The sequence below is a fragment of the Streptomyces sp. AK02-01A genome (assembly GCF_033795305.1).
In the GTDB taxonomy this organism is placed as follows: domain Bacteria; phylum Actinomycetota; class Actinomycetes; order Streptomycetales; family Streptomycetaceae; genus Streptomyces.
In genome coordinates, this window is sequence record NZ_JARBAE010000032.1 from 23577 (window position 1) to 47173 (window position 23597).

At 71.8% G+C, this 23597-nt stretch carries 17 protein-coding genes; 8 read left to right on the forward strand and 9 right to left on the reverse strand.

What is annotated here, in order from left to right:
* Positions 1–51: 51 nt before the first annotated feature.
* From PV679_RS25480 to PV679_RS25510, 7 genes are all read right to left on the reverse strand, one after another.
* Positions 52–3747: a S8 family peptidase gene (locus PV679_RS25480; protein WP_319682721.1), complete on the reverse strand. Its 3696-nt coding sequence runs from the start codon at positions 3745–3747 to the stop codon at positions 52–54.
* A gap of 432 nt (positions 3748–4179) precedes the next feature.
* Positions 4180–5292 carry an LLM class flavin-dependent oxidoreductase gene (locus PV679_RS25485; protein ID WP_319682722.1) on the reverse strand — a complete coding sequence of 371 codons (1113 nt, stop codon included), beginning with the start codon at positions 5290–5292 and terminating at the stop codon, positions 4180–4182.
* A gap of 45 nt (positions 5293–5337) precedes the next feature.
* Positions 5338–6366, reverse strand: a complete 1029-nt coding sequence (locus PV679_RS25490) for an LLM class F420-dependent oxidoreductase (protein ID WP_319682723.1) — start codon at positions 6364–6366, stop codon at positions 5338–5340.
* Between the two features lie 47 nt (positions 6367–6413).
* Entirely contained in the window at positions 6414–8942 is a 2529-nt protein-coding gene (locus PV679_RS25495; protein WP_319682724.1) for an ABC transporter substrate-binding protein, read from the reverse strand.
* Entirely contained in the window at positions 8939–9748 is an 810-nt protein-coding gene (locus PV679_RS25500) for an ABC transporter ATP-binding protein (RefSeq protein ID WP_319682725.1), read from the reverse strand. The genes PV679_RS25495 and PV679_RS25500 overlap by 4 nt, the downstream gene beginning before the upstream one ends.
* Positions 9745–10587, reverse strand: coding sequence for an ABC transporter permease (locus tag PV679_RS25505; protein ID WP_319682726.1), 843 nt, complete (start codon positions 10585–10587; stop codon positions 9745–9747). Before PV679_RS25505 ends, PV679_RS25500 begins: the two co-directional genes overlap by 4 nt.
* The gene (locus PV679_RS25510; RefSeq protein ID WP_319682727.1) at positions 10584–11534 is read right to left on the reverse strand and encodes an ABC transporter permease; all 951 of its coding nucleotides are present in this window, start codon (positions 11532–11534) and stop codon (positions 10584–10586) included. The genes PV679_RS25505 and PV679_RS25510 overlap by 4 nt, the downstream gene beginning before the upstream one ends.
* A gap of 726 nt (positions 11535–12260) precedes the next feature.
* Here PV679_RS25510 and PV679_RS25515 point away from each other — a divergent pair.
* From PV679_RS25515 to PV679_RS25545, 7 genes are all read left to right on the forward strand, one after another.
* Positions 12261–13187, forward strand: a complete 927-nt coding sequence (locus tag PV679_RS25515; protein ID WP_319682728.1) for a response regulator transcription factor — start codon at positions 12261–12263, stop codon at positions 13185–13187.
* 339 nt (positions 13188–13526) lie between these two features.
* Positions 13527–14396, forward strand: a complete 870-nt coding sequence (locus PV679_RS25520; RefSeq protein WP_319682729.1) for a hypothetical protein — start codon at positions 13527–13529, stop codon at positions 14394–14396.
* The gene (gene asnB, locus PV679_RS25525; protein ID WP_319682730.1) at positions 14396–16231 is read left to right on the forward strand and encodes an asparagine synthase (glutamine-hydrolyzing); all 1836 of its coding nucleotides are present in this window, start codon (positions 14396–14398) and stop codon (positions 16229–16231) included. Before PV679_RS25520 ends, asnB begins: the two co-directional genes overlap by 1 nt.
* Positions 16228–16767, forward strand: a complete 540-nt coding sequence (locus PV679_RS25530; RefSeq protein ID WP_319682731.1) for a flavin reductase family protein — start codon at positions 16228–16230, stop codon at positions 16765–16767. Before asnB ends, PV679_RS25530 begins: the two co-directional genes overlap by 4 nt.
* Entirely contained in the window at positions 16764–18308 is a 1545-nt protein-coding gene (locus PV679_RS25535) for a 4-hydroxyphenylacetate 3-hydroxylase family protein (RefSeq protein WP_319682732.1), read from the forward strand. The genes PV679_RS25530 and PV679_RS25535 overlap by 4 nt, the downstream gene beginning before the upstream one ends.
* Positions 18305–19150, forward strand: coding sequence for a class I SAM-dependent methyltransferase (locus PV679_RS25540; RefSeq protein ID WP_319682733.1), 846 nt, complete (start codon positions 18305–18307; stop codon positions 19148–19150). The genes PV679_RS25535 and PV679_RS25540 overlap by 4 nt, the downstream gene beginning before the upstream one ends.
* A gap of 122 nt (positions 19151–19272) precedes the next feature.
* Positions 19273–20145 (forward strand): helix-turn-helix transcriptional regulator, encoded by an 873-nt coding sequence (locus PV679_RS25545; RefSeq protein ID WP_319682734.1) that lies wholly within the window; start codon positions 19273–19275, stop codon positions 20143–20145.
* A 20-nt stretch (positions 20146–20165) separates the two neighbouring features.
* Here PV679_RS25545 and PV679_RS25550 read toward each other — a convergent pair whose 3' ends face one another.
* Positions 20166–21428, reverse strand: coding sequence for an MFS transporter (locus PV679_RS25550; RefSeq protein ID WP_319682735.1), 1263 nt, complete (start codon positions 21426–21428; stop codon positions 20166–20168).
* Positions 21429–21639: 211 nt separating this feature from the next.
* Here PV679_RS25550 and PV679_RS25555 point away from each other — a divergent pair, with 211 nt between their 5' ends.
* Positions 21640–22467 (forward strand): LysR family transcriptional regulator, encoded by an 828-nt coding sequence (locus PV679_RS25555; protein ID WP_319682736.1) that lies wholly within the window; start codon positions 21640–21642, stop codon positions 22465–22467.
* Between the two features lie 9 nt (positions 22468–22476).
* Here the strand turns inward: PV679_RS25555 and PV679_RS25560 are convergent, their stop codons facing one another.
* Positions 22477–23595: an alkene reductase gene (locus PV679_RS25560; protein WP_319682737.1), complete on the reverse strand. Its 1119-nt coding sequence runs from the start codon at positions 23593–23595 to the stop codon at positions 22477–22479.
* Positions 23596–23597 lie beyond the last annotated feature (2 nt).

The following is a 23597-nucleotide window of genomic DNA, read 5'->3' on the forward strand; positions in this document are numbered from 1 at the left end:
GCCCCTGGGCGGGACACGACCGAGTCCGGTCTCGTCCCGCCCAGGGACTGTTCACCGGATGCCGAACGCGCGCATCACCGTCTGGGTCACCGCGTTGCCCGCCGTGTCCCGGGCGGTCGCCCGGAGCGAGACGAAACGGGCCTTCTTCGGCGGCTTCAGGCTGAAGTGCCCCGGGCGCTCACGGGACGCCGTCTGCCAGGTCTTCCCGTCGTCGTACGAGACCTTCAAGGTGACCGGTTCCACCTTGCCCGCACCGGACGCTCCCGGCAGATGGGCGGCGGAGACGGACAGTTCGGCCTTGCTCCCGACCTTGCCCGCGGCGTCGGTGTCGACCGCGTAGTCGAGCTGCAGAAGCGGCGGGACCTCGGTCTGCTCTCCGGCCGGTGCCTTTGAGCGGAAGTCCCACTCCGTCCGCGTTTTCGCGGAGTACGGAGTCACCGAGGCGTCCTGCTCGTTCTCCACGACCAGCCGGTAGGGAAGTGTTCCGGCTCCAGGTGCGTCGGCCGCGACGATGGTGCCCGTTCCCCGGGCCAGCTCGGTCGTGCCCTGAGAGAGAGCCAGGGTCTGCCGCATCCGCTGGTAGTCCATCGCCATCCCGACATGGTCGGAACTGCCCCAGCCGGGAATGTCGAAGCTCAGCCGCGCACCGCTTCTGGCGGGCAGCTTGAAGTTGTTGTTGAGATACGGGCGCTGGATCGGCTTGAACCACTCCACCCTGCTCGACCGACCCGCCTCATGACTGGTCCGGGGAGCGATCTCGTACATCAGCCCGTCGACGTACGCCTCCTGGCCCCAGCGGTACGAGCCGCCGGTGGAGACCCAGTCGGTGCGCTTGCCGTTCACCGGTACGCGCGTGGTGGTGCCGATGCCCCAGTCGGAGTACGACGGCCAGTCGAAGCGGAACTCACCGCCGCCCTGAGTCGGGTCCGGACTGTTGAAACCGACATCGACGCGGGCCAGGCTCGCCTTGGTCTCGCGCTGGATCAGATCCCGTGGGATCTTGTTGTGCTGCGTCTCGACGAGGTCGTAGACATAGTCGCTGACCGGCTGGGAGACCACACGCAGGGACGCATGGCCGCCTCGTGCCTGCCGGATGAGTTCCTCTCCCTCGTCCGTGCCCAGCAGCGCCACCTCGATCGGAGACGGCGTCTGGAAGTCGGCGTAGTAGTCGCGGACGGTGAGTCCGTCCTCGTTGTTCTGGACCAGAAGGAGGCCGGCGCCGGCCGTGGCCGCCGCGGCGGCCTGCCGGACGTCGGTGACCGAGGCGTTGCGCCGGACCACCACGGCCTTTCCTCGTACACGCAGATCCGCGTAGTCGGCGTCGGCGCCGTCACCGGCGAAGACCACGGGAAGAGTCTGGTGTCCCTTCGGCAACTGCGTCGTGCCCGACTGCCGCAGCAGATCGGTGAAGTCGGTCTTCCCGGTGGCGACGGTCAGCGCGGGCTGCTCCTTGCGCCAGCGGGCCGTGAGATAGAAGTCGCCGTACGCGACCTTCGCGTCGGTCGGCTGGGCCCAGAGGCTGTCATAGCGGTTCGTGGTCTCCAGGAAGGACCGCCAGGAGCCGCCGCCCATCGAGCGGAAGTACTCGAAACGCTGGTAGGTGGTGGCGGTCTCCTGCGGCGTGGTCGCGTCGACCCGACGGGCCGCCGAGGCGTCCAGTACGACCGTGGCGTCCTGGTCCAGAGCGATGTCAGGGTTTCCGAGCAGAGCCATACCGAGGGAGTGCGGGCCATGGACTCCTCGTACGTTCATGAAGCCCATCGCCGAGTAGTGGTCCTCGGGGAGATACAGGTCGGCCCGGCCCGTGTCACCGACCGAATAGAAGTCCGGCTGGTACTCGCCCGCGCGCAGAAGCTCCACCAGGCCGGAGGCCGGCGCACCCGTGGCGTCCTTGACGACGAGGGTCAGTTTGTGCGAGGCGGAGCCCAGAGCGACGGCGGTGTGTGCCAGCACCACCCCGTCCTGGCCGGTCGCCCGTATCTGACCGGAGTAGTGGTCGGAGGTCCCGGCCGGCGTCCGGTCGATGGTGACGGTGACGTCCGCGGTCCCGTGCGCCGGCACCACGACCTGACGCCGGGACAGTGTGAAGAGATCCGCCGGAGCGCCCTCGGCGTCCACGGTCAGATCCAGGGTGACCGGAGTGCCGGTGGTGTTGGTGTAGGTCACGGGCCGTTCGGCCGGCCCGCTGTCACCGGCCCCGGCCCGTGGCGCGGACACCGTCCCGGAGGCCAGCACCGTGGCGCGCACCGCGGCCGCGGCGTCCAGCCGGCCGTTGCCGCCCTGGTACGCGTCCCACGCCGGAGTGGGCTTGGAACTGCTGACCAGAGCGTCCTTGAGCTGACGTCCCGTCAATTCTGGGTGGGCGGCGGCCAGCAGGGCCGCCGCACCGGCGACATGCGGTGTGGCCATGGAGGTGCCACTGAGGCTCTGGTAGGAGCCCTCGCCCTCCGGCGCGTACTGCGACCGGGCCGCCAGCACCTCGACACCGGGCGCGGTGATCTCCGGCTTGATGCCTTCGTCACCCAGTCGCGGTCCCTGGCTGGAGAAGTCCGCGACGCTGTCGCCGGAGTCCACCGCGCCCACGGTCAGCGCCGCGTCCGCGGCGCCCGGTGCGCTGATGGAATGCGGTGAACCCGCGTTGCCCGCCGCGATGACGAACAGCGCACCGGTCTCGGCGCTGAGGTTGTCGACGGCCTGGCTCAGAGGATCCGAGCCATCGGTGGGATCGGCGCCGAGGCTCATGCTGATGATCTTGGCGTGCTGGTCCCGTGCTGCCCATTCCATCCCGGCCAGCACCCAGGAGTCCTGCCCCGAGCCCTCGTTGCCGAGGACCTTGCCGACCCGGAGCCGGGCGCCCGGCGCGACGCCCTTCTCCTTGCCGTCCGAGGCTGCGCCCGTGCCCGCGATGGTGGAGGCGACATGGGTGCCATGGCCGTTGCGGTCCGTGACGTCCTGGTCCGGTACGAAACTAGCCGTCGCGGCGAGGCGTCCGGCGAGGTCGGGATGGTCCGTGTCGACGCCCGTGTCCAGCACCGCGACATCCACGCCCGCGCCGGTGTCGCCGCCGGCCCAGACCTCGGGAGCGCCGATCTGCGCGGTGGTGTCCGCGAGGTCGGCCTTCACGCGGCCGTCCAGCCAGATCCGGGAGATACCGCCGCCGAAGGCCGGTGTGCCGGTGGATCTCGCGCCGTCCGGGATGCTGGTGACGGATTTCCAGAAGCCGGAGGACTTCCGCCGGTCCTGACTGAGCGCCGCGCCGTGCACGCTGCTCAGCTCCCGTACCTTTCTGGCGCCCTCCGGGAGCGCGGTGCCGCGCGAGCGCGCGGCGGCGTCCGTGTAGGAGACGATGAGTGGCAACTGGTCGCGGTGCGCGTCGTCGTAGCCGTCGGCGACCAGGCCGGTGACATCGAAGAGGCGCTTGTCCAGGGCGCCGGAGGCGATGTAGGGCAGTACGGTCGCCGGATAGACGTAGAGGTGTTCTCCGGACTCGATGACCCGTGCGTCGGAAGGAGAGCCGTCCGAGCGGCGCACCGACACGGTGCCGCCCTGCGCGCCGGACCGGCGTGTGGTGACGACATCGCCCGTGATCAAGGTGACGGAGTGTGTGCCGGTCGGGCCGGTGGTGGTCGCCGAGGAGGTGGCGCCGACAACTCCGGCGGTCGCTGACGCCGGCGAGAATTCCGCCAGCGCCAGGAGGACGGCGCCGGCGGTGGCCAGCACCGTCCAGCGAGTTCGTGATGACTTCAAGAGGTTTCCTTGTGGCCGGTGAAACAAGGTCGCTGGCTGTTTGCCAGGTCCGTGGCCACCCCGTCCCGGCTCGCTTCTCACGGCCGCGGCGGGGCGTGCCAGGGGCGACCATATGGCGGCCCGGCTGAAAAAGATCACGTGATCTTGGACACCCGTACGCGGCGCGCTCCGGGCCCACCGGGCCTGCCCGGCAGGCGAGTTCACCGCCGTGCGGCCCGCGAGGACGGCCCGGCCGCGCCCGGCGCGGTGCCCCGGCCAGGCCCTGTCTGACACATCCCGCCTGGCCTGCGACGCCTGGCACGCACGCTCACCGCGTTGTCGGAGTCATCCGAGTACGTCCAGTACACGGATGATCCTCCGCCTTGGGATCGCACGCACCAGACGTCGCAGGCCCCGCCCTCCGGGCGGACGGCGCCATGTGTCAGACACGTCCTACCAGCCTCGGCGGTAGTACGGTCCCGAGCGCGCCGGGGCCGGCAGATATCCGCTGCGCAGCCTCGCCACCAGTGCGCGCCGCAACTCCCGGTCCTCGTCCGTCTCCACCGCCGTGTCCAGTTGGACGATGTCCACTCCGGCGGCCCGCAGCCAGCCGATGCGTTCGGCGACGCTCTCCGGTGAACCGACGAACGCGGCGGCGAGCGCACGGCGCACATACGCGGTTGCCCGCTCCCGCTCATCGCCGGATCCGACGAGGCCACGCTCCCGGTCCCGGTCCAACTGGACCGCTTCCAGCCGGTGTCCACGGTCCGGGCCCGTCGTCAGCCGTACGACGTCCGAGGCGATACGCCGTGCGCGCTCCGCCGCCTCCTCGTCGGTCGCGGCCAGCACCAGCGTGACATGACGCCAGATCCGCAGAGTCCGGCCGTGTGCGGCGGCCGCCGCCCGAGCCCCGGCGATCCGCCGGCGGGTCGCGGACAACGGGCCCGGCGCGACCGCGTACACCTCCGCGAACCGAGCGGCCAGCTCGACGCCCTCGGAGGACGAGCCTCCGAACGACAGCAGCTCGGCGCGCGGTCGCGGTCGCAGGCCGGACCGGGCGCCGCGTACCGCGTAGAACTCGCCCTCGAAATCGAACTCCGCGCGCCCGGCCAGAGCCTTGGTGAACACCTCCAGATACTCGGCGGCCCGGCGGTAGCGTTCCGCCTTCGGCAGGCTGTCGCCGTCCCGTGCGACATCCGCGTCGCTCGAACCGATGATCACATGGGCCGACGCGCGCCCGCCGGACAGCCGGTCCAGCGTGGCGAGCGCGCGGGCCGCGGCGGTGGGCGCCGTCGTTCCCGCCCGGTGTGCCACCGATATCCGTAACCTGCTGGTGGCCGCCAGCGCCCAGGCGGCCACCAGCCAGGGATCCGGCCAGGAACTCGACTGCGTCACCAGCGCGCTGTCCAGCCCGTCCTCCTCGTTCTCCCGGGCGGTGCGCGCCACATGGTCCGGGTCCGCGTCACGTCCGGGCGGGTCCGGAGCGAACCGCAGCGCCTGCCGCTCGCGCGGCGTGCGGCCGAGGACCGGAGCGGCCCGTACGCCACCTCGCAGGTCGAGCTCCATACGCACTCCTCACGCATTCCTCCGGCGGACCGCACAGGCCCCGGATCACCGGGCGGCGGGCCCCAGCCTGGCCAGTGTGTCGAGCAGCCGTGCCCTGCTCACGAACACCTCGGGCGGCAGCGACACATAGAGCTGGACGGTGGTCACTCCGGGACGGTGATAGCTGAGGACGCGCTCACGGCACTCCTCGGGCGATCCGCTGATGAACAGCCCGTCGACCACTTCGTCCGGCAGTGCCTTCTGCGCCGCCTCGGGATCTCCGGCGGCCCACAACTCGTGTGTCTCCTTGAGCAGTTCGCCGTGTCCCAGCCATTCGTGGAACTTCCGGTACGGCTCGCGGTTGAGGATCCAGGCCAGGAACGGCCTGCTCGCGCGGTGCGCGTAATCGGTGTCCTCGGTGGGACACACGAACACCTTCACCACCAGCTCCTTGCCGGGAGGCTGCGGTCCGACGGCGTCGAGCACCTTCGGTACGTCCTCCGGAAAGAGGAGATTGGTGATCGCGCCGTCGCCTTCGGTGAAGCCCAGCCGCAGCATGCCGGGCCGCAGCGCGCCGAGGATCACCTTCACCGGGTCGGCCGGCGGATGCGGCAGCCGGTATCCGGTGATGGAGAAGGTGTCGAAGTCTCCGGCGATGTGCTCTCCGCGCAGCGCCCGGGTGACAAAGCGCAGGACGTCCCTGGTGCGTTTGAAGGGTTCGTCGAACGGAATGCCGTTGATGTCGGTGACATGCGCGGGCACCGAGGCGCCGAGGCCCAGCAGCAGCCGCCCGGGCGCGAGTTGGGCCAGGGTCGCGGCGGTCTGGGCCAGGACGGCGGGCCCGCGCGTGTGCACCGGCACGATCCCCGTCGCGATCCGCAGGGACGGCGACCAGGCGGCGGTCGCCGCGAGCGGTGTGAAGGCATCGGTGCCGCCGCCCTCCGCGCTCCAGACGTCGGTGTAGCCGAGGTCGGGCAGCCGTTCCACCAGGAAGCGGTGCCGGTCTATGGTCAGTCCCGGCAGGGGCAGTGTGACGCCCCACTTCAGCGCCGGCGCGACGGCGGGATGGTAGTGCGGCGAGTGCTCGGCGGTCATGGAACCGGCCGTCCTTTCGTGCGGTACGAGGGGATCGTGCGATGGGCTCATTCGCCGACGCGGACGGTGGTGAGGTCGAGGAACCAGGACTGTGGCTGTACGAGTCCGTGGACCGTGGGCGCGAGCGCCCGTGGATTGCGGTCGTTGACGACGAAGAGCCAGGGCGCGTCCTTGGTCACCAGTGAGAGCGCCTGCCGGTAGTCGGCCTGCCGCGCCTTCTGGTCCGGTGAGGCCGCCGCCGAGGCGAGCAGGGCGTCCACCTCCGGATTGCTGTACTGGCCGGTCCAGAACGGGCTTCCCGTGCCGATGAACAGCGGAAGCAGCGCCTCGGACTGGAAGAGCGTGGTGGACTGCGCGATGGCGTCCGAGCCGAGGGCGACGGAGCCCTTCGCCTCGGCGCTGATCAGCGTCGACCAGTCGGTGGTGCGGATCTCCGCCTTGATTCCCACGGCGGCCAGATCGCGCTGGAGCGCCTCGGTGATCGGGACCGGCAGCAGATTGCCGGAGCCACCGGTGGGGACGGTCACCGAGGTGCTGAAGCCGTCCGCGTATCCGGCCTCCGCGAGGAGCCGCTTGGCTTTGGCCGGGTCGTACGCGTAGGTGTCGCCGGCCTTGTCGTACGCGAGTGTGGCCCGTGGCGCGGCCTGGTAGGCCGGGTCCGCGGTGCCGTGCAGCAGCTTGTCGGCGATCGCCTCGCGGTTGATGGCGTAGTTGGCGGCCTGCCGGACCTTGAGCTCCTTCCAGGGGCCCTTCTTGGTGTCGAGGATCCAGTACCAGAGGTGGTCGTAGTTGTTGGTGACGACCTGCGCGCCGTCGGCCTTCAGCGTCTCGATGTCGTCCGGGTTCGGATATTCGATCCAGTTGACCGAGCCGGAGCGCAGTGCGGCGGTGCGGGCGGCGGCGTCGGGCAGGGCCTTGATCACCAGCTTGTCGAGCTTCGGAGCGCCTCGCCAGTAGGACCGGTTGGCGACCAGGTCGATCTGCTCGCCCGCTCGCTGCGACGCGAAGGAGAAGGGACCGGTCCCGACGGGATGTTCGGAGAAGTCGGCGGACCCGGTCGCGCGGACCGCGGCCGGGCTGGCGATCAGGACATGCGCGAGGTCCTCGGGAAAGTGGCCGTTGGGCGTTTTGGTGACCAACTCCACCTGGCCGTCGGCCAGTTCGCGGTAGCTGGTGATTCCGCCGGCGTATTCTCCGGCGGCGGCGCCCAGTGCGTCGGTGTAGTACTCGCTCTTCTTGTCGAGATAGCGGTCGAGGTTGAAGAGGACCGCGTCGGCGTTGAACGGTGTGCCGTCCTGGAACTTCACGCCTTCGCGCAGAGTGAACGTCCAGGTCTTGTGGTCGGCCGCGACCTTCCACGAGGTGGCGAGCGCACCGGTGACGGACGGCGGTGCGTCCGTCCTGGACAGGTCGTAGCGCGTGAGGCCCTCGTAGAGCTGAAAGCTGACCAGCCGCTTTCCCTCGAAACCGGCACCGCCGATCATGGTGTCGGTGTTCGGCAGCTTTCCGGTCGCTCCGATGACGAGAGTGCCGCCGCGGCCGGAGGTCTTCGTACCGGATCCGGCGGTGGAGCCGGGTGCGCAGCCGGCGGCGGTGAGCAGCAGAGCGGTCGCGGACAGCAGGGCGGCCGCTCTCGCACGGAAGCGGTGGTGAGGCTGGCGGTGCGTCATGTGGTTCCCTAAGAATGGTTGGCGGTCCGGGACGACCGGGTGTGGCTGATGAGGTTCTGCCGTTGATGGCTTCGGAGGAATGGCCGCCCGGTCCTTCGGGACGCTCCGACCACTGCCGGTGGCGGAAGAGCCGGCCCCGGCGGGCCCGGTGCCGGTCGCCGCGGCGAGCAGAGCCCGGGTGTACGGATGGCGGGGCGCGGTCCAGAGGGCCTCGGCCGGACCTTCCTCCACCACTCGGCCGTGCCGCAGCACCACCACGCGGTGCGCCAGCCGGCGGACCACCGCCAGATCGTGGGAGATGAAGAGATAGGCGAGCCCTCGGCGTTCCTGGAGCTCGGTGAACAGGTCGAGGATCCGGGCCTGCACCCGGCGGTCCAGCGCCGAGGTCGGTTCGTCGCAGACCACCAGCTCGGGACCGGTCGCCAGCGCGCGGGCGACCGCCACTCGCTGGAGCTGCCCGCCGGACAGCTCACGCGGATAGCGCCGCGCCAGCGCCGGGTCGAGGCCGACCTGCCGGAACAACTCCGCTGTCAGTTCGGGACGTTCGCGTCTTGGAGCGCCGTGTGTCCGCAAGGCGAAGGCCACCGCCTCGCCCGCCCGCAGAGCGGGATTGAGCGAGGCCCGCGGGTGCTGAGGGACGAACTGCAGGCGGGCGCGCACCGGACGGCCCGACCGGCCCCGCAGCCGGTACGGGTCGTGCCCGGCGAACCGTACGGCGCCGTGCGTGGGCCCGAGCAGGCCAAGGCTCAGCCGGGCGAGCGTGGACTTCCCGGAGCCCGACTCGCCGACCAGGCCGACCGTTTCTCCCGGAGCGACGGTCAGCGAGACCTGGTCCAGCGCGAACCGGCCGTCCGCGCCCGGATAGCGCTTGGACACACCGGTGAGCGAGAGCAGGGCGTCGGTCATGGGCGGCCTCCCGGCTCCGCGGCCACCAGCTCGGCCGCGTAAGGGTGTGCGGGCCGGGAGAGCACCTGGTCCGCGTCACCGGTCTCGATGATCCGGCCGTCCCGCATCACCGCGATCCGGCCGCCCATCCGCCGTGCCACGGCGAGATCGTGCGTGACCAGCAGCAGGGCGATGCCGTGTGCGGACCGCAGGGACTGGAACAGGTCGAGGACCTGTGACCGGACGACGGCGTCCAGTGCGGTGGTGGGTTCGTCCGCCACCAGAAGCCCGGGACCGCAGGAGACGGCCAGCGCGATGGCCGCACGCTGGCGCAGTCCTCCGGACAGTTCATGCGGAAAGCTGCGGGCGATCCGCTCGGGTTCGTCGATTCCGGCCCGTGCGAGCAGATCCGGTACGGCGGCCCGCGCCGCCCGGCGTCCGGCGCTGATCCGGTGGCGCAGCAGCACCTCGACGAGCTGAGGACCGATCCGGCGGAGCGGGTCCAGCGATCCGGTCGGATCCTGCGGTACGTAACCGATGCGCCGGCCACGTATCCGGGACAGCGCGCGCTCGTCCAGCGTGAGCAGATCGGTGCCGTCGAGCCGTACGCTCCCGGTCACCGCGGCGCCGCGGCCGGGCAGCCCGAGGACGGTCCTGGCGACGGTGGTCTTGCCGCTCCCGGATTCGCCCAGGAGGACCAGCGCACCGCCCCGCTCGACGCGCAACGACACACCGTCCAGGGCCCGTACGGGTCCATCGGGTCCTGGATGAGTGACCGTCAGATCCGTCACCGACAGTGCTTCGGCCGGCCCTCCGCGGCGGCTCATCGGACGGCCTCCGGGAGCAGCGCCCGGCTGTCGCCGATCCGCTTGCGCAGGGCCTCGCCGAGGGTGTTGAAGACCACCGAGACGAGAAGGATGGTGACCGCGGGCAGGATCGCGACGGCCGGATGGGTCAGCAGCGCGGGACGCAGTTCGTCCAGCATCGCGCCCCATTCGGCGGCGGGCGGTGCCACACCGAGCCCGAGGAAGGAGAGCCCGGCCGCGTAGACGATGGACAGGCCGACGAGGGACGAGCAGTAGACGAGAACGACGGGCGCCACGACCGGAGCCACCTGACGCAGCGCGACGGATGTCCGGCCCGCGCCGCTCACCCGGGCGGCCTCCAGATACTCGGCCGTATGGATCCGCCGCACCTCGGTGAAGGCGACCCGGGCCACGGCCGGTGTGAGGACGACGGACAGCGAGATCACGGTGGTGCCGAGCCCCGGCTCCAGCAGCGTGGCGACGGCGATGGCAAGCAGCACACCGGGGAAGGCGTACAGCACATCGAGCGTCCGGAGCAGGGCCTGCTCGGTGATCCGTCCGCCGAGACCGGCGGCCGTGCCCAGCAGCAGGCCCGCGGTGGCGGCGACCGCGACCGGCAGCAGCCCGCCGGCCAGGGACGGAAGAGTGGCCGCGATCAGCCGGCTGAGCACATCCCTGCCCTGCGTGTCGGTGCCCAGCGGATGGCCGGGACTCCAGAGGTCGAGCAGCCGGTCGTCCAGCGTTCCGGCGGCCGGGTCGTCCGGCGTGAGCAGCGGACCGGCGAGAGCGAGCAGCAGCAGGAGAGCGGCGCATCCGGCGGGCAGCAGCAGCCCGGGGCCGTATCCCTTGAGGCGGCTCATCGCGCGCTCCTGACCCGTGGATCGACCAGAGCGTGCGCCGCGTCCACGACGATATTGATGCCGACGAACGCGACCGCGACCACCAGCACTCCGCCCTGCACAAGAGGGAGGTCGCGGGCGGTCAGCGCGTCGTACAGCAGCCGTCCGACACCGGGCCAGGCGAAGAGCGTCTCCACGAACACCACGCCTTCGAGGAGATAGGCGAGCTGGAGCCCGCCGATGGTCAGCAGGGCCGGAGAGGCGTTGTGTACGCAGTGCCGCAGCACGGCCGTCCGGCTCAGCCCACGGGCCCGCAGACTGTCCGCGAGGTCCGAGGCGAGCACCGAGCCGAGAGCGGTCCCGAACACCCGGGCGGTGAGCCCCAGCGGGACCAGCGCGGCGGCGACGGCGGGCAGCACGAGATGGCGGGCCAGATCGAACGTACCGCCGCCGCCGAACACGTCGTGTGTGCCACCGGCGGGCAGCAGACGCCACCAGACGGCGAAAACGGCGATCAGCAGCAGCGCCACCGAATACTGCGGAGCGGACACCGAGAAGGTGGTCAGCGCGCTCGACAGCCGGCCCAGCGGTCCTCGCGGGCGCCGCGCGCCGAGCGCACCGAGCAGCGTGCCACCGGTGATGACCAGCAGAAACGCCACGGCCGTGAGGATCAGGGTCTGGCCGAGCGCGGGCAGCAGCAGTTCCGCCACCGGCCGCTGGGCGGAGATGGAGACTCCCAGATCGAAGTGGAGCGCGTGCCAGAGCCAGTTCGCGTACTGGACCGGGAGTGGCTCACCGAGCCCGAGCCGGTCGGCCAGCTCCTGCCGGGACTCGGGCGGCGCGCCGGGGCCGAGCAGGGCGCCGACCGGGTCGCCGGGGATCAGCGCGACCGTCGCGAAGACCACGACCGTCACTCCGAGCACGGTGGGCACGGCGAGCAGCAGCCGGCGCAGCAGGAATCCCCTCACCCTTCGGCCCGCCCGGGACGGACACCGGACGGGCCGGCGGCGGGCGGACGGGAGTGGCCGGACATGAGTGGTCCCTTCAGAAGGCGGATCGGTGGCGCGGCGCGGTGACGGGAACGGTCCTGGGACGAGGCACGGATCGCCGCCGGCATCCGTCACAGAGGGCCGGCCGAGTGGGACGCCGTCCCCGGTCCTCGACAGCCCGCGGGGCCCGGAGGGGGTGAGGCCCGCCGCGCCGACGGGCCGGACCGGCCGCTGAGTCGAACAATGAGGGATGTCAACAGCCCGCAGCCAGGCAGTGGTTCATACGGATACTCCGGGTCATAGGATCCGCCGGGCCCGGTAGGCGCGGTCCCGTGGCCGACGGTGCACTGGCCGACATTGACCGGCGCCGGGCCCCTCATTACGCTGTGGACATGGCCATCCCGCGAACCGACTTCACCTTGGTCGGTATCGGCGGCTCGTGGCACCGCAGGTGCTTCGACGAGCTCTGTAGCGCACGCGTCGGGCGCTGACCTCCGGCTCTTTTCCGGACAGTCGCGCCTCCTCCTCCGGCCGGGCCCGTCCCGTTCCCCGTGCGCAGGCTGGTGTCGGCCTGACCGCAGGTCAGGGGATACGCGGAGAGCTCCGGCATCACCGTCGTACCCGAGGGGAACGCACCGCGATGCCATACCTTTTCCGAGAACGTGAACCAAGAACGACCACCTCTCACCAAGGAGGTGGCGAGCCGTGGAGCTGCTGACCGATGTGGTGGACCCGGGCGCCGCGCGCGGCAGACGGCAGCCGGGCCGGCGCCAGCCGCGTACGCCGCTCAGACAGACCGGCGCCGAGGCACTGCACAACGAGATAGACAATCCGCTCGATCTGATCGCCGGCCATCAGCTCCTCGCCGACCCCGAGGACCGCAGGCCGGACCGGTCGGCCCGCGCACGGCTCAACCGCGCTTCCGCGGGCTGCGCCTGCGGACACCCGCTGTGCACCGAGTCCGCCCATGGCAGGGCGTCCGCCACCCGGCTGTTCCTGGTGGAACGCCATCCGGTGGCGAGTGCCGGGCTGCGCAGCGTCCTCGGTCCCGTGCCGGACATGGTGGTGGTCGGCAGCTCCGGCGACGCCGGCCGCGCTCTCGAAGCCGTACGGCGCGTACGCCCCGATGTGATCCTGCTGGGAGGCGGCGACACGCTCGGCGACGACCTGTCCGCCGTCGCGCGGCTGCGCGGCCAGGAAGGCGCCGCCGGTGTCCGGATCCTGCTGCTGCGCCGGGCCGAGTCCACCACGGAGGCGAGCCGGATGCTGCTCGCCGGAGCGAGCGGCTGCTTCCCTCTCGATCTGGCGGAGGACCGGATCATCGGAGCCGTCTCGATGGTGGCCGCGGGCGGGACGGTCTTTCTGCCGGCGCCACCGCCCGCCCGGGTCCATCCGGCCGGACTGGACCGGCACGCCACCGAACCACTGCCGCAGAACTGCGGGCTGACGGGCCGGGAGCGCGAGGTGCTGGCGCAGCTCGCGCGCGGTCTGAGCAACGCGGAGATCGGCCGTGAACTCGCCCTGGCCGAGGCGACGGTGAAGAAACATCTCACGCAGGCGATGCGAAAGACGGGCCAGCCCGACCGGCTGCGGGCGGCGCTCTACGCTCATCGGCACGGACTGGCCGGCTGACCGAGAAGACGCCCGCGCGGCGCGCGTGGCCGTGGAACACACCGCGGCCCTCACACCGTCCGGCACCGATCTCCGCCGGCGGTACACCAAGGGCGGGCCCCTCGACGGCGGCCCGCCCTTGGCTCTGTCCGCAACCGTGCCGTGCCGGTACGAGGTGCGCCGTCGGTACCGGGCCCCGCCGGTCCGGCCCGGTCCGGGCGACCTTCGGAGCATTCGCCGTGAGCCGATGGTCGCCGCCACCGACTCCGTTCGGGGCTTCTGGGCGGCCCGTCACCGTCCCTAGGTTTACCGGCGGACCAGGAGTTCCCGGTCCGTACCCACCTCGCCTAGGAGATCCCGATGAGCGATGCGCCCGAAGGAGCCATCGCCTGCGCCGGCTCACGCGACACCGCGGCGCAGGGTGCAGGTACACCGCCGGCCGGACCGGAGTCCGCCGAGAGCGGCAGAGCACGGACGACGGTGCTGCCCGGTCCTGGCAGCGACGGCGTCGCCGCGACGGACACCGTCGTACGGCCCGAGAAGTCCCGCAATCCGTACCGTTCCATGCCCGACGCGGAACGCTCCGCGCTCTGGCGCCAGCGGCTCCACGAGGCCGAGGCCGGCCTCACCGGGCTGCTCGCCTCACTCGGCGACGAGGTCCATCTGACCGACTGGTTCACGCTGCAGGCCGAGCTGTTCGCCGATCTGCCCGATTCGCTCACGGCCCCGGCGAGCGAATGGCAGCGCGTCTTCTTCCGGGACCAGGCGCTGATGGAACGCTTCCTCGTGGCCCGTTACGGCGAGGAGATCCTCGCCGACTGGGCCCGCGCCAACGCCGGGATACACCGGCAGGTCGAACCCGATCGCGGCCGGGGCGCCGCCGATCCCGTCCACCGCATCGCCCGCCAGGCCGAACTGTACGGATCCGACTACGAGTTCGACGACGACGCCGCGGCGACGGGCCCCGCGCACGCGGCCCTGACCATCACGCACTGCGCCATCTGGGACTACCGCGAAAAGGCCCGGCGCGGCGGTGTCCGGCTCACACTGGCCTCGCCCTGCACCTACTGCACCGAGGCCCTGACCGCCAATATCCGGGCCAAGGGCTATCTGCCCGCGCACCAGCTACGCAACGGGCCCACCGGCCACGGCTGCCGCTGGGAGGCCACCGCGCCCGCCGCCGCTCCCGGCTCCGCGCCCGCGGGCCCCGACGAACTCCAGGAGACCTGATGTGCGGAGTCACTGGATGGATCGACTGGGAGACCGATCTGCGCGCCGAGGAGGCGACCCTCCGGACGATGACCGAAACGCTCGCCTGCCGCGGCCCGGACGACTCCGGCGTCTGGCTCTCCCGGCACGCGGCACTCGGCCACCGCCGGCTCGCCGTCATCGCTCCCGACGGCGGCGCCCAGCCGATGGGCGAGACCGGCGCCGCCGGGCCCGGCGCCGTACTCTCCTACAACGGCGAGCTCTACAACTACCGTGAGCTGCGGCAGGAGTTGCGCTCCCTCGGCCATGACTTCCGCACCCGCTCCGACACGGAGGTCCTGCTCCGCGCCCATCTCCAGTGGGGCGCCGACGCGCCCCGTCACCTCAACGGCATCTTCGCCTACGCGCTGTGGGACGTCCGCCGCCAGGAACTCCTCCTGGTCCGTGACCACTTGGGCGTCAAGCCGCTGTACTGGCACGCGCACCGCAGCGGCGTGCTCTTCGGATCCGAGCCGAAGGCCGTACTGGCCAATCCGCTCTTCCGGGCCGAACTGGACGCCGAGGGCATCGCAGAACTGTTCGCCCTGCCCGCCGCTCCGACCGCCGGACACGGCATCTTCCGGGGCCTGCACGAGGTCCTGCCGGGCCAGGTGGTGACCGTGGGACGCGCCGCCACGCGTACCACCCGCTACTGGCGACCCACCTCCCACCTCCACTCCGACGACCCCGCGACCACCCGTGAGACCGTACGGGCGCTGCTCGCCGACACCGTGGAACGCCAGCTCCTCAGCGATGTACCGCTGTGCACACTGCTCTCCGGCGGCGTCGACTCCAGCGCCGTCACCGCGCTCGCGGCGGCCGCCCGGGAACGCTCCGGCCACTCCAAGGTGACCAGCTTCTCCGTGGACTTCCCGGGCAGCGCCGACCGCGCTCCGGACGCCTGGCGCACCAGCGCCGACGCGCCCTTCGTCCAGGCCGCCGCCGAACACATCGGCACCCTCCACACCTCGGTGCTGATCCCGGACGACGACCTCCTCGACGCCCGCGACGCCGTACTGCGCGCCAGGGACCGGCCGGGCTGGGGCGAGATGGACGCCTCGCTGCATCTGCTCTTCCGCGAGGTCAGAAAGCACTCCACGGTCGCACTCTCCGGCGAGGCCGCCGACGAGATCTTCGGCGGCTATCCCTACTTCCACGATCCCGCGGCGCTCGCCGCCGACACCTTTCCCTGGCTGCACGGCCGCACCACGCCGGCCGCGCTGCTCCGTCCCGAAGTGGCCGCGCGGGTACGGCCCGAGGAGTACACCGCCGAGCAGTACCGCCGCTCGCTCGCCGACGTCCCTCGACTGGACGGCGAGGAAGGCGCCGACCGCCGCATCCGCGAGGTCTTCCATCTCGCGCTCACCCGCTGGCTGCCGCCGCTCCTGGAACGGGTGGACCGGGTCAGCATGTCCGTCGGGCTGGAGGTCCGGGTGCCGTTCTGCGACCACCGCCTCGTGGAGTACGCGGCCAACGTGCCCTGGGCCGTGAAAACTCCCGGCGGCCGGTCCAAGGGCCTGCTGCGCGACGCCGTACGCGACCTGCTGCCGCCGCAGGTCACCGACCGGCCCAAGAGCGGATACCCCTCCACGCCCGCCGTGCGCTACACCGAAGTGCTCACCGCCCGCGCGCGGGACCTCCTCGCCGACTCCCAGGCGCCGGTCTTCGACCTGGTCGACCGCGACGCCGTCCGCCGTACCCTCGCCGAAGGCCGGCCCCTGCCCAGCCCGCGCACCGCACCGAACCCGGTCGGCGGCCTCGACCATCTCGTCCAGGTCGACGAGTGGCTGCGCGCCTACCGCGTGGGACTGCGATGAGCCCCGCACTGCGGCCCGCCAGGAGCGCCGAGGCGGAGTCGTACCGCGGTGCCGCCCGACGCTGGACCACCGGCGTCGCCGTCCTCACCGCGTGCTCCGGCGAGGAGGTCTTCGCCAAGACGGTCTCCTCGCTGTGCACGCTCTCCCTGGATCCACTGCTGATCAGCGTGGCCGTGGACGCCCACAGCCCGCTCGCCGCGGCCGTACGGGGCAGCGGACGGTACGCCGTGTCCGTACTCGGCGTGAACCAGGAGCCGCTCGCCCGGCGCTTCGCCGCTCCCGGCGCCGGCCGCGCCCTCGGCTTCTTCACCCACGCGCCGATGCGCGCCGAGGACACCGGCGCGCCCGTCCTGGAGGACAGCCTGGCCTGGTTCGACTGCCGGCTGCACAGCGTCCTGCCGGGCGGTGACCACGCCGTTCTCGTCGGCCGGGTGGTCGCGGCGGACGGCGGACCGGGCGAGCCGCTGCTGTACCACGACGGCCAGTACCGCACCCTCGACCGCCATCCCACGACGTCGACAGGAGCCCGCGCATGACCCGACTGGACACCTCCGCACCGGGACAGGGCCGGGGAGGAGGCCCGGGCAGGGGCCTGCTCACCGGAGACCGCTACCGGGCCGAACTCGACGACGGACGCGAGCTCTACCTGGACGGTCAACGCATCACCGACCCGGCCGCCCACCCGGCCTTCAAACCGGCCGTCGACGAACTCGCCCGGCTGATCGACCTCCAGCACGATCCCGACCACCATGAGCTGCTCACCTGGAAGGACCCGGAGACCGGGCAGCGGCTCGCCCGCGCCTACCAGCCGCCGCGCACTCTGGAGGAGCTACGCGTCCAGCGGCGCAGCGCCGAGTTCTGGCACGCCGAATCCCTTGGCCAGCACGGCCGTTCGCCCGCCTTCATGGCGTCCATCGCGGTCGGCGTCCATGACTTCCGCCATCAACTGGAGAGCTCTCACGCGGGCTTCGGCGCCAACGCCGACGCGTGGTACCGCCATTGCGCGACCAACGACCTGGTGCTGTCGCACGCGCTCGGCGATCCGCAGATCGACCGCTCCACCGATCCCGTCGACGATCCCGATCTCGCGCTGCGGGTCCTGGAGGAGAACGACCGGGGCATCGTCGTCCGCGGCGCCAAACAGCTCACCACTCTCGCGCCTCTCGCGCACGAGGTGCTCGTCTATCTCTCGGCGTCCTTCACGCAGCGGCGCGGTGAGCAGTTCGTGGTCTGGTTCGCGCTGCCACTGAACACACCGGGCCTGGTGACTCTGTGCCGCGAACCGCTCGGCGGCGCCTCCTGGGGCCACGCCCACCCGCTCGGCGCGCGCTTCGACGAGCAGGACGCCATGCTGTTCTTCGACGACGTGCTGGTGCCCTGGGACCGTGTGTTCCTGCTGCGCGACGGCGAACTGGCCCGGCGCGGACTGGGCCGGATCAACGCCTGGAGTGCCTATATCGGCCATGTGCGCTACCGGGAGCGGCTGCGCGCGCTGCTGGCGACCGCGACGCTCGTCGCCGAGAGCATCGGTGTGGAGGGCTTCCGCAATATCCAGGAGGACCTGGGCCGGCTCGCCGGATACGCGGAGCTCACCGAGCTCTTCCTGGACGCCGCGGAGGCCCGGGCCACGGTCACCGACAGCGGACTGCTGGCTCCCGGAGACACCGCCGCGAGCCGGGTCTGGTCCGCGGAGGTGGCCGAGAGCGCGGTCGACATCGTGCGCCGGATCGGCGCGTCCGGACTGCTGATGCAGCCCACCGAGAACGACCTCGCCCATCCCAGGCTGCGGCCTCATCTCGACCGGTACATGCGCGGCCGTGGCATCGACGCGGACCACAAGTCCCGGCTGTTCCGGCTCGCCTGGGAACTCACCGGCGACGCCTTCGGGCAGCGCCAGCACCTGTACGAGTACGTCCACCGGGGCGATCTCGCCCGCAACCGCATCAACCTCTACAAGCGCTACGACCAGAGCGCCGTCCGTGCGCGGCTGCGGCGGCTCATCAGTGAACCATCCGCACCATCCGCACCAGCCGCACCATCCGCACCGGCCGGCCCTCTCCAGGAGGTCAGTCCATGACCGCGTCCACCACCGAGATCCAGGCGCGCACCCTCGCCGGATACGCGCACGCCAGCGCGCTGCGGCAGATCCACGACCGGGACTGGGTGCTCGACCGGGTGACCGGAGCACCGGAGGTGCTGCTCGATCTCGGCAGCGGCATAGGCCAGTTGCTGCACGAGGCACTCGAAAGGCATCCCTCGCTACGGCTGGCCGTCGGCCTGGAGCGCTCCGAGCACCGTATCGCCGAGGCCGCGGAGCGGCTGCGGCCGTACGGTGAACGCGTCCGGCTGGTCCACGCCGATCTCACCGCACCGCCGGAGCTGCCGGAGCGGGCCGGCGTGGTGACGATGACCTCGGTGCTGCACTGGCTGTATCCGGCCGAGGAGACCGTCCTCCAGTGGATCAGCGAGCGGCTCTCGCCCGGCGGTGTCTTCCTGCTGACGACCTATCATCCGGAGCGCGACGCGGACGGCCTGGGCGGCGAGGACGAGATCGTCCGCGACGCGCTGGTGGCTCTCGGCACCGAACGGGCCTCCGTGGCACCGGTGTTCTCGGACGGCGAGGTCCTGCCCATCGCCGTCCGGACCAGGCCCGCCGACGAACTGGGCGCGCTGCTCGAACGGTTCTTCCACATCGAGTCGTACCGGGAGCGTGAGGCGGTCGTCACCGTCGAGGACGAGAGCCAGTACGAGCACTTCCACGCCGCCACCTTCGGCGACTACTACGCCCGGCTCGTGGACCCCGGGCAGCGCGCCGCGTTCTTCCGGGCGGTCGGAGAGAGCGCCTGGCGCCGGCAGCGCGAGCGGGGCCGGGTCAGCTCGATGCCGGTACGGCTGTGGCAGCTCACTCCGCGCCGGTGAGCACGCGGCTACGCTGAGCGCAGCCGTAGCGACGTAGCGACGTAGCGACGTAGCGACGTAGCGACGTAGCGACGTAGCGACGTACCGATCTGCCGACCGATCCGGCCGAGGAGCCACCACCGATGTCAACTCCCCTTCCCAGCACGGAACTCGGCGCGTTCCTCCGGGCCCACCGCGAGCTGCTCAAGCCCGCCGACGTGGGCCTGGTGGCAACCGCCCGGCGGCGCACTCCGGGGCTGCGCAGGGAGGAGGTGGCCTCGCTCTCCGGTGTCGGCCTGGCCTGGTACACCTGGCTGGAGCAAGGGAGGGTGACCGCCTCCCGGCAGGTGCTGGGGGCGGTCGCCCGGGCGCTGCGGCTGGACGCCGCCGGGCTGCGGCACGCGATGCGGCTGGCCGGCTATCACGAGCCCGCCGCCGCGGAGGACGACGGCGGCAGCGGTGAACTCGCCGCCGCCGTCCAGCCGGTGCTGGACTCCTGGCCCGCCAGCCCGGCCGCGCTGCTGGACCGGCATTTCGACCTCGTCGGCTGGAACGCCGCCTGGAGCGCGCTCTGGGGCAGTCCCGAGTCCGTGCCCGCCGACCGCCGCAATCTGATGTGGCTCATGGTGGCCGACACCCGGCTGCGGACGGTGCTGCACGACTGGGAGCCGCTCGCCATGAACGTCTTCCAGCACTTCCGCGCCCAGGCCGGGCCCGCCCTGGGAGACCCGCGGACCGACGAGGTCTACCGGCGGCTGGACGAGGACGCGCCGGAGCTCCGCCACTGGTGGGGATGCCACTCGGTGGCGGAGCTGACGGCTCGTACGGTCATCGTGGAACCGGTGGGAATCGGCAGGATCGAGCTGTCCCTCTCCTCATTCCATCCGGTGGACGACCCCAGTGCGCTGGTCCTTCTCTTCACACCGGCGTCCGCCGAGGACCACGCCGGAATGGGGGCCCTGGCCGGCCGGCCTCTGCGGGCCGTGGACTCCGGTGCGGGACGCCAGGCCGGCTGAACGCCCGGCCGGGTCGTATCTCAGGCGAGGTCCGGCGTACGGGCCTCGGCGTCCGACGGCTCGCCGGTCCGCCGCGCCGCCGCGCCGCGGCCTCCTCTGAGCGTCAGCGCTCCCAGCGCCGAGACCACGGCCAGACCGGCGCCGATCACCAGTGTGCCCGTCGCGACATCGGTGAACGATCCCACCGCCCAGGCGCCCACTCCGGTACCGGCGTACATCGTCGAGGTCAGCCAGGCGCTGGAGGTCGCCCGCAGCTCCGGGCTGACCGTGCCCGCCAGCGTCTGCTGATCGGTGACGAAACCACCGCTCGCCACGAACCACACCGCCACTCCGGCGAGCGCGAGCACCAGACCCGGGCCCCAGGCCGAGAGGGCGATGCCCACCGCGAGCAGGGCACCCCACACCGGGAGCAGCGGCACCTGGTCGCGTCCCGCGGCGCGGGCCCGGTCGCCCAGCCGGCCGCCGATCAGGGAACCGGCCACACTTCCCGCGCCGACCAGAATGCCGATCAGACCGAGCGTCGACACGGACAGTCCGAACCGCTGTACCAGCAGCGCGCCCAGGAATGTGTAGGCGCCCAGATTCGCCGCGTTGAACACGGTGTTGACCGTCAGCGCCTTGCGCAGCGTCGGATCACTCCACGCGGCGAGCACGGACCTGACCGCGCCGGCCGGAGCCCGCCGGCCGGCGCCCACAGGTAGCTGACGCAGCAGCAGCGGCACCGCGACCGCCGTCGCCACGGCCATGGCGAGAAACGCGGAGCGCCAGCCGGCCCAGCCGGCGAGGAGCGCGCCGAGCGGTACGCCGACGACCTGACCGCAGGAGAACAGCGCCATGCCCAGTCCGAGCGCCCGGCCGCGTACCCGGTCGGGCGCGGTCTCGGCGATATGCGCCCAGATCGCGGGTCCGGCAGCGGCTGCGGCGAGTCCCGCGACGGCCCGTGACACCACCAGCAGCGCGAGCCCGGTGGAGAGCGCGGCGATGGCGTTGGACGCGAGGAACAGCGCGGCGCCGGCCAACAGCGTCCGCCGCCGGCCGAAGCGGTCGCTGAGAAGACCGAGGAAGGGCGCGCAGATCGCGTACACGAGGACGTACGCGGTCACGCTGGAGGCCGCGGCGGCCTCGGTGACGTCGATGTCGTCCGCGATGGTCGGCAGCAGGGGCGAGACCAGGAAGGTCTCGGTACCGAAGAGGAACAACAGGGCGAAGACCCCCGCGTACCGCAGCCGGTTGAACGTCTCGGATGCGGATGGAGGGTCGTGCGCGTCCGGGAGAGCGCTCAAGGGGGATCACTGCCTTTCAACCGTCGGAGAGGAGCCGGAGTGGCCTTCGGCGGCCGACGGGATGGCGGTTCGCGGCTCCGGAGGATGGGGCCATCCGGCGCCATCGTGCGCGGAGCGCGCGCTCGCAACCAGGCAGGCGTTCATCCTGTGACCGGCGGTCACAGGCACCCGTACGGGACAGCACCTGAGCGGGGATCGTTACTCTGAGGGTATGGAACGGTTGGAGACCCGCGAGCTGGTGTACTTCGCCACGGTCGCCGAGGAACTGCACTTCACACGGGCCGCCGAGCGGCTGGGCATCGCGCCGCCTCCGCTGTCCCGCGCCATCAGCAGGCTTGAGCGCCGTATGCGCGTACGGCTCTTCGAGCGCACCAGCCGCCGGGTGTCGCTCACTCCGGCCGGAGAGGTCTTCCTCAAGGAGAGCCGCAAGGCGCTGGCCGCCATCGACGCCGCCGCGCGCCGAGCCCAGCAGGCCGGCCGGCGGCACCGGCTGGTGGTGGCCGCGCGGCCCGGTACCGGGTCCGGTCTGCTCGCCGACGTGCTGCGCGCCTACGGACAGGAGTCCGGCGCCGCGGAGGTGGAGATCGTCTTCACCCGCGATCAGCCCGCGGCGCTGCGCGACGGGACCGCCGGCATCGGGCTGATGTGCGGCGACGGCGATCTGGACGGTCTGGACACCGTGGAGCTGGCGCGGGAGCGGCCGGTGGCGCTGCTGCCCGCCACGCACCGGCTGGCGGGCCGCGGTGGTGTGACGGTCGCCGAACTCGAACGCGACGAGGCATACCGGGCCGTGTGTCCCGCCGAAGGGCTGAGCGAGATCGTCGATCTGGTCGCGTTGGGCCGGCTCGTGGTGGTCGTGGGAGCGAGCGTCTCGGACCGGCTCGGCAACGCGGTGGTGGCCGTACCCGTGCTGGATCTCCCGGTGACTCTGCTTCTGCTGGGATGGCCCCGGGGCGTCGAGGTCGCCGCACGCGGCGCGTTCGTCCGTACGGCGCGCGGCGTCGCCGCCGAGAGCGCGGCCCTGGACGAGGCGGGCTGACCTCGGCTGTCACTTCGCCGCCGGAGTGGCGGCCGGGTAGTCGGTGTAGCCCTCCGTGTGGCCGGCGTAGATGGTGGCCCGGTCGGCCTCGGCCAGCGGATGGCCCTCGGCGAACCGCTCGACCAGATCCGGATTGGCGATGAAGGGCGCGCCGAAGGAGACGGCGTCGGCCACGCCGTTCTCGATGATCTCGTTGCCGGTGTCCTGGGTGAAGCCGACGTTGGCGACGATCGGGCCGTCGTACAGCGCGCGGTAGCGGGCGAACGGCGCGAGGCGCTCCTCGGCCGTCCCGGCCACGGCCGTGGGCCCCATGAGATGGAGATAAGCCAGGCCGCCGCCGCCGAGTTTCTTGATCAACTGGTCGTAGTCGGTGAGCGTCTCCTCGTCCGCGGTGAACGCGGCTCCGCTGGTCCAGTACGGAGAGATCTTCACGCCCACCCGAGGGCTGTCCCACACACCATTGACGGCGTCGAGAACATCGAGGAGGAACTGGGCGCGCCGCTCGGGGCTGCCGCCGTAGGCGTCGGTGCGCTTATTGAGCCGGGGATTGAGGAACTGGCCGATGAGCTGAGGGCCCTGCGCATGGATCTCCAGACCGTCGAACCCGGCGCGGCGGGCGTTGACGGCCGCCGTACGGTAACCGGCGAGGGTGTCGCCGATCTCGGCGGCGGTGAACGCGCGCGGGGTGACGGTGTCCTTCATTCCGCTCGGGGCGAAGGACTTCTCGCCCGGGTTGACGGCCGACGGACCGGCCGGCAGCCGGCCGCCGAAGTGGTCCGGGTGTGAGACCGAGCCGACGTGACCGAGCTGCGAGACGATCCGTCCGCCGGCCGCGTGGACGGCCTCGGTCACCACCGTCCAGCCGGCGGTCTGCGCGTCGCTGTAGATGCCGGGCACGTTGATGAAGCCGATCGCTTCGTCGTTGACCCAGGTGCCCTCGGAAATGATCAGACCGGCGCCGGCGCGCTGCGCGTAGTAGGTGGCCTGCAGCTCGGTGGGTGCAAGGTCCGCGTTGTGAGCGCGGGCACGGGTCATGGGCGCCATGACGACACGGTTGGGCAGCTCCAGCGCGCCCAGGCGAACGGGCCGCAGCAGCGGCTGGGAGAGGTTCCGGGACTGGTTGGTCATCA

Coding starts and splice junctions, on each gene's coding strand:
- PV679_RS25500 (WP_319682725.1), bottom strand. CDS start 9,748: ATGAGCCGCCGCGGAGGGCCGGCCGAAGCACTGTCGGTGACGGATCTG.
- PV679_RS25545 (WP_319682734.1), top strand. CDS start 19,273: ATGTCAACTCCCCTTCCCAGCACGGAACTCGGCGCGTTCCTCCGGGCC.
- PV679_RS25535 (WP_319682732.1), top strand. CDS start 16,764: ATGACCCGACTGGACACCTCCGCACCGGGACAGGGCCGGGGAGGAGGC.
- PV679_RS25560 (WP_319682737.1), bottom strand. CDS start 23,595: ATGACCAACCAGTCCCGGAACCTCTCCCAGCCGCTGCTGCGGCCCGTT.
- PV679_RS25520 (WP_319682729.1), top strand. CDS start 13,527: ATGAGCGATGCGCCCGAAGGAGCCATCGCCTGCGCCGGCTCACGCGAC.
- PV679_RS25485 (WP_319682722.1), bottom strand. CDS start 5,292: ATGGAGCTCGACCTGCGAGGTGGCGTACGGGCCGCTCCGGTCCTCGGC.
- PV679_RS25505 (WP_319682726.1), bottom strand. CDS start 10,587: ATGAGCCGCCTCAAGGGATACGGCCCCGGGCTGCTGCTGCCCGCCGGA.
- PV679_RS25555 (WP_319682736.1), top strand. CDS start 21,640: ATGGAACGGTTGGAGACCCGCGAGCTGGTGTACTTCGCCACGGTCGCC.
- PV679_RS25495 (WP_319682724.1), bottom strand. CDS start 8,942: ATGACCGACGCCCTGCTCTCGCTCACCGGTGTGTCCAAGCGCTATCCG.
- PV679_RS25530 (WP_319682731.1), top strand. CDS start 16,228: ATGAGCCCCGCACTGCGGCCCGCCAGGAGCGCCGAGGCGGAGTCGTAC.
- PV679_RS25490 (WP_319682723.1), bottom strand. CDS start 6,366: ATGACCGCCGAGCACTCGCCGCACTACCATCCCGCCGTCGCGCCGGCG.
- asnB (WP_319682730.1), top strand. CDS start 14,396: ATGTGCGGAGTCACTGGATGGATCGACTGGGAGACCGATCTGCGCGCC.
- PV679_RS25540 (WP_319682733.1), top strand. CDS start 18,305: ATGACCGCGTCCACCACCGAGATCCAGGCGCGCACCCTCGCCGGATAC.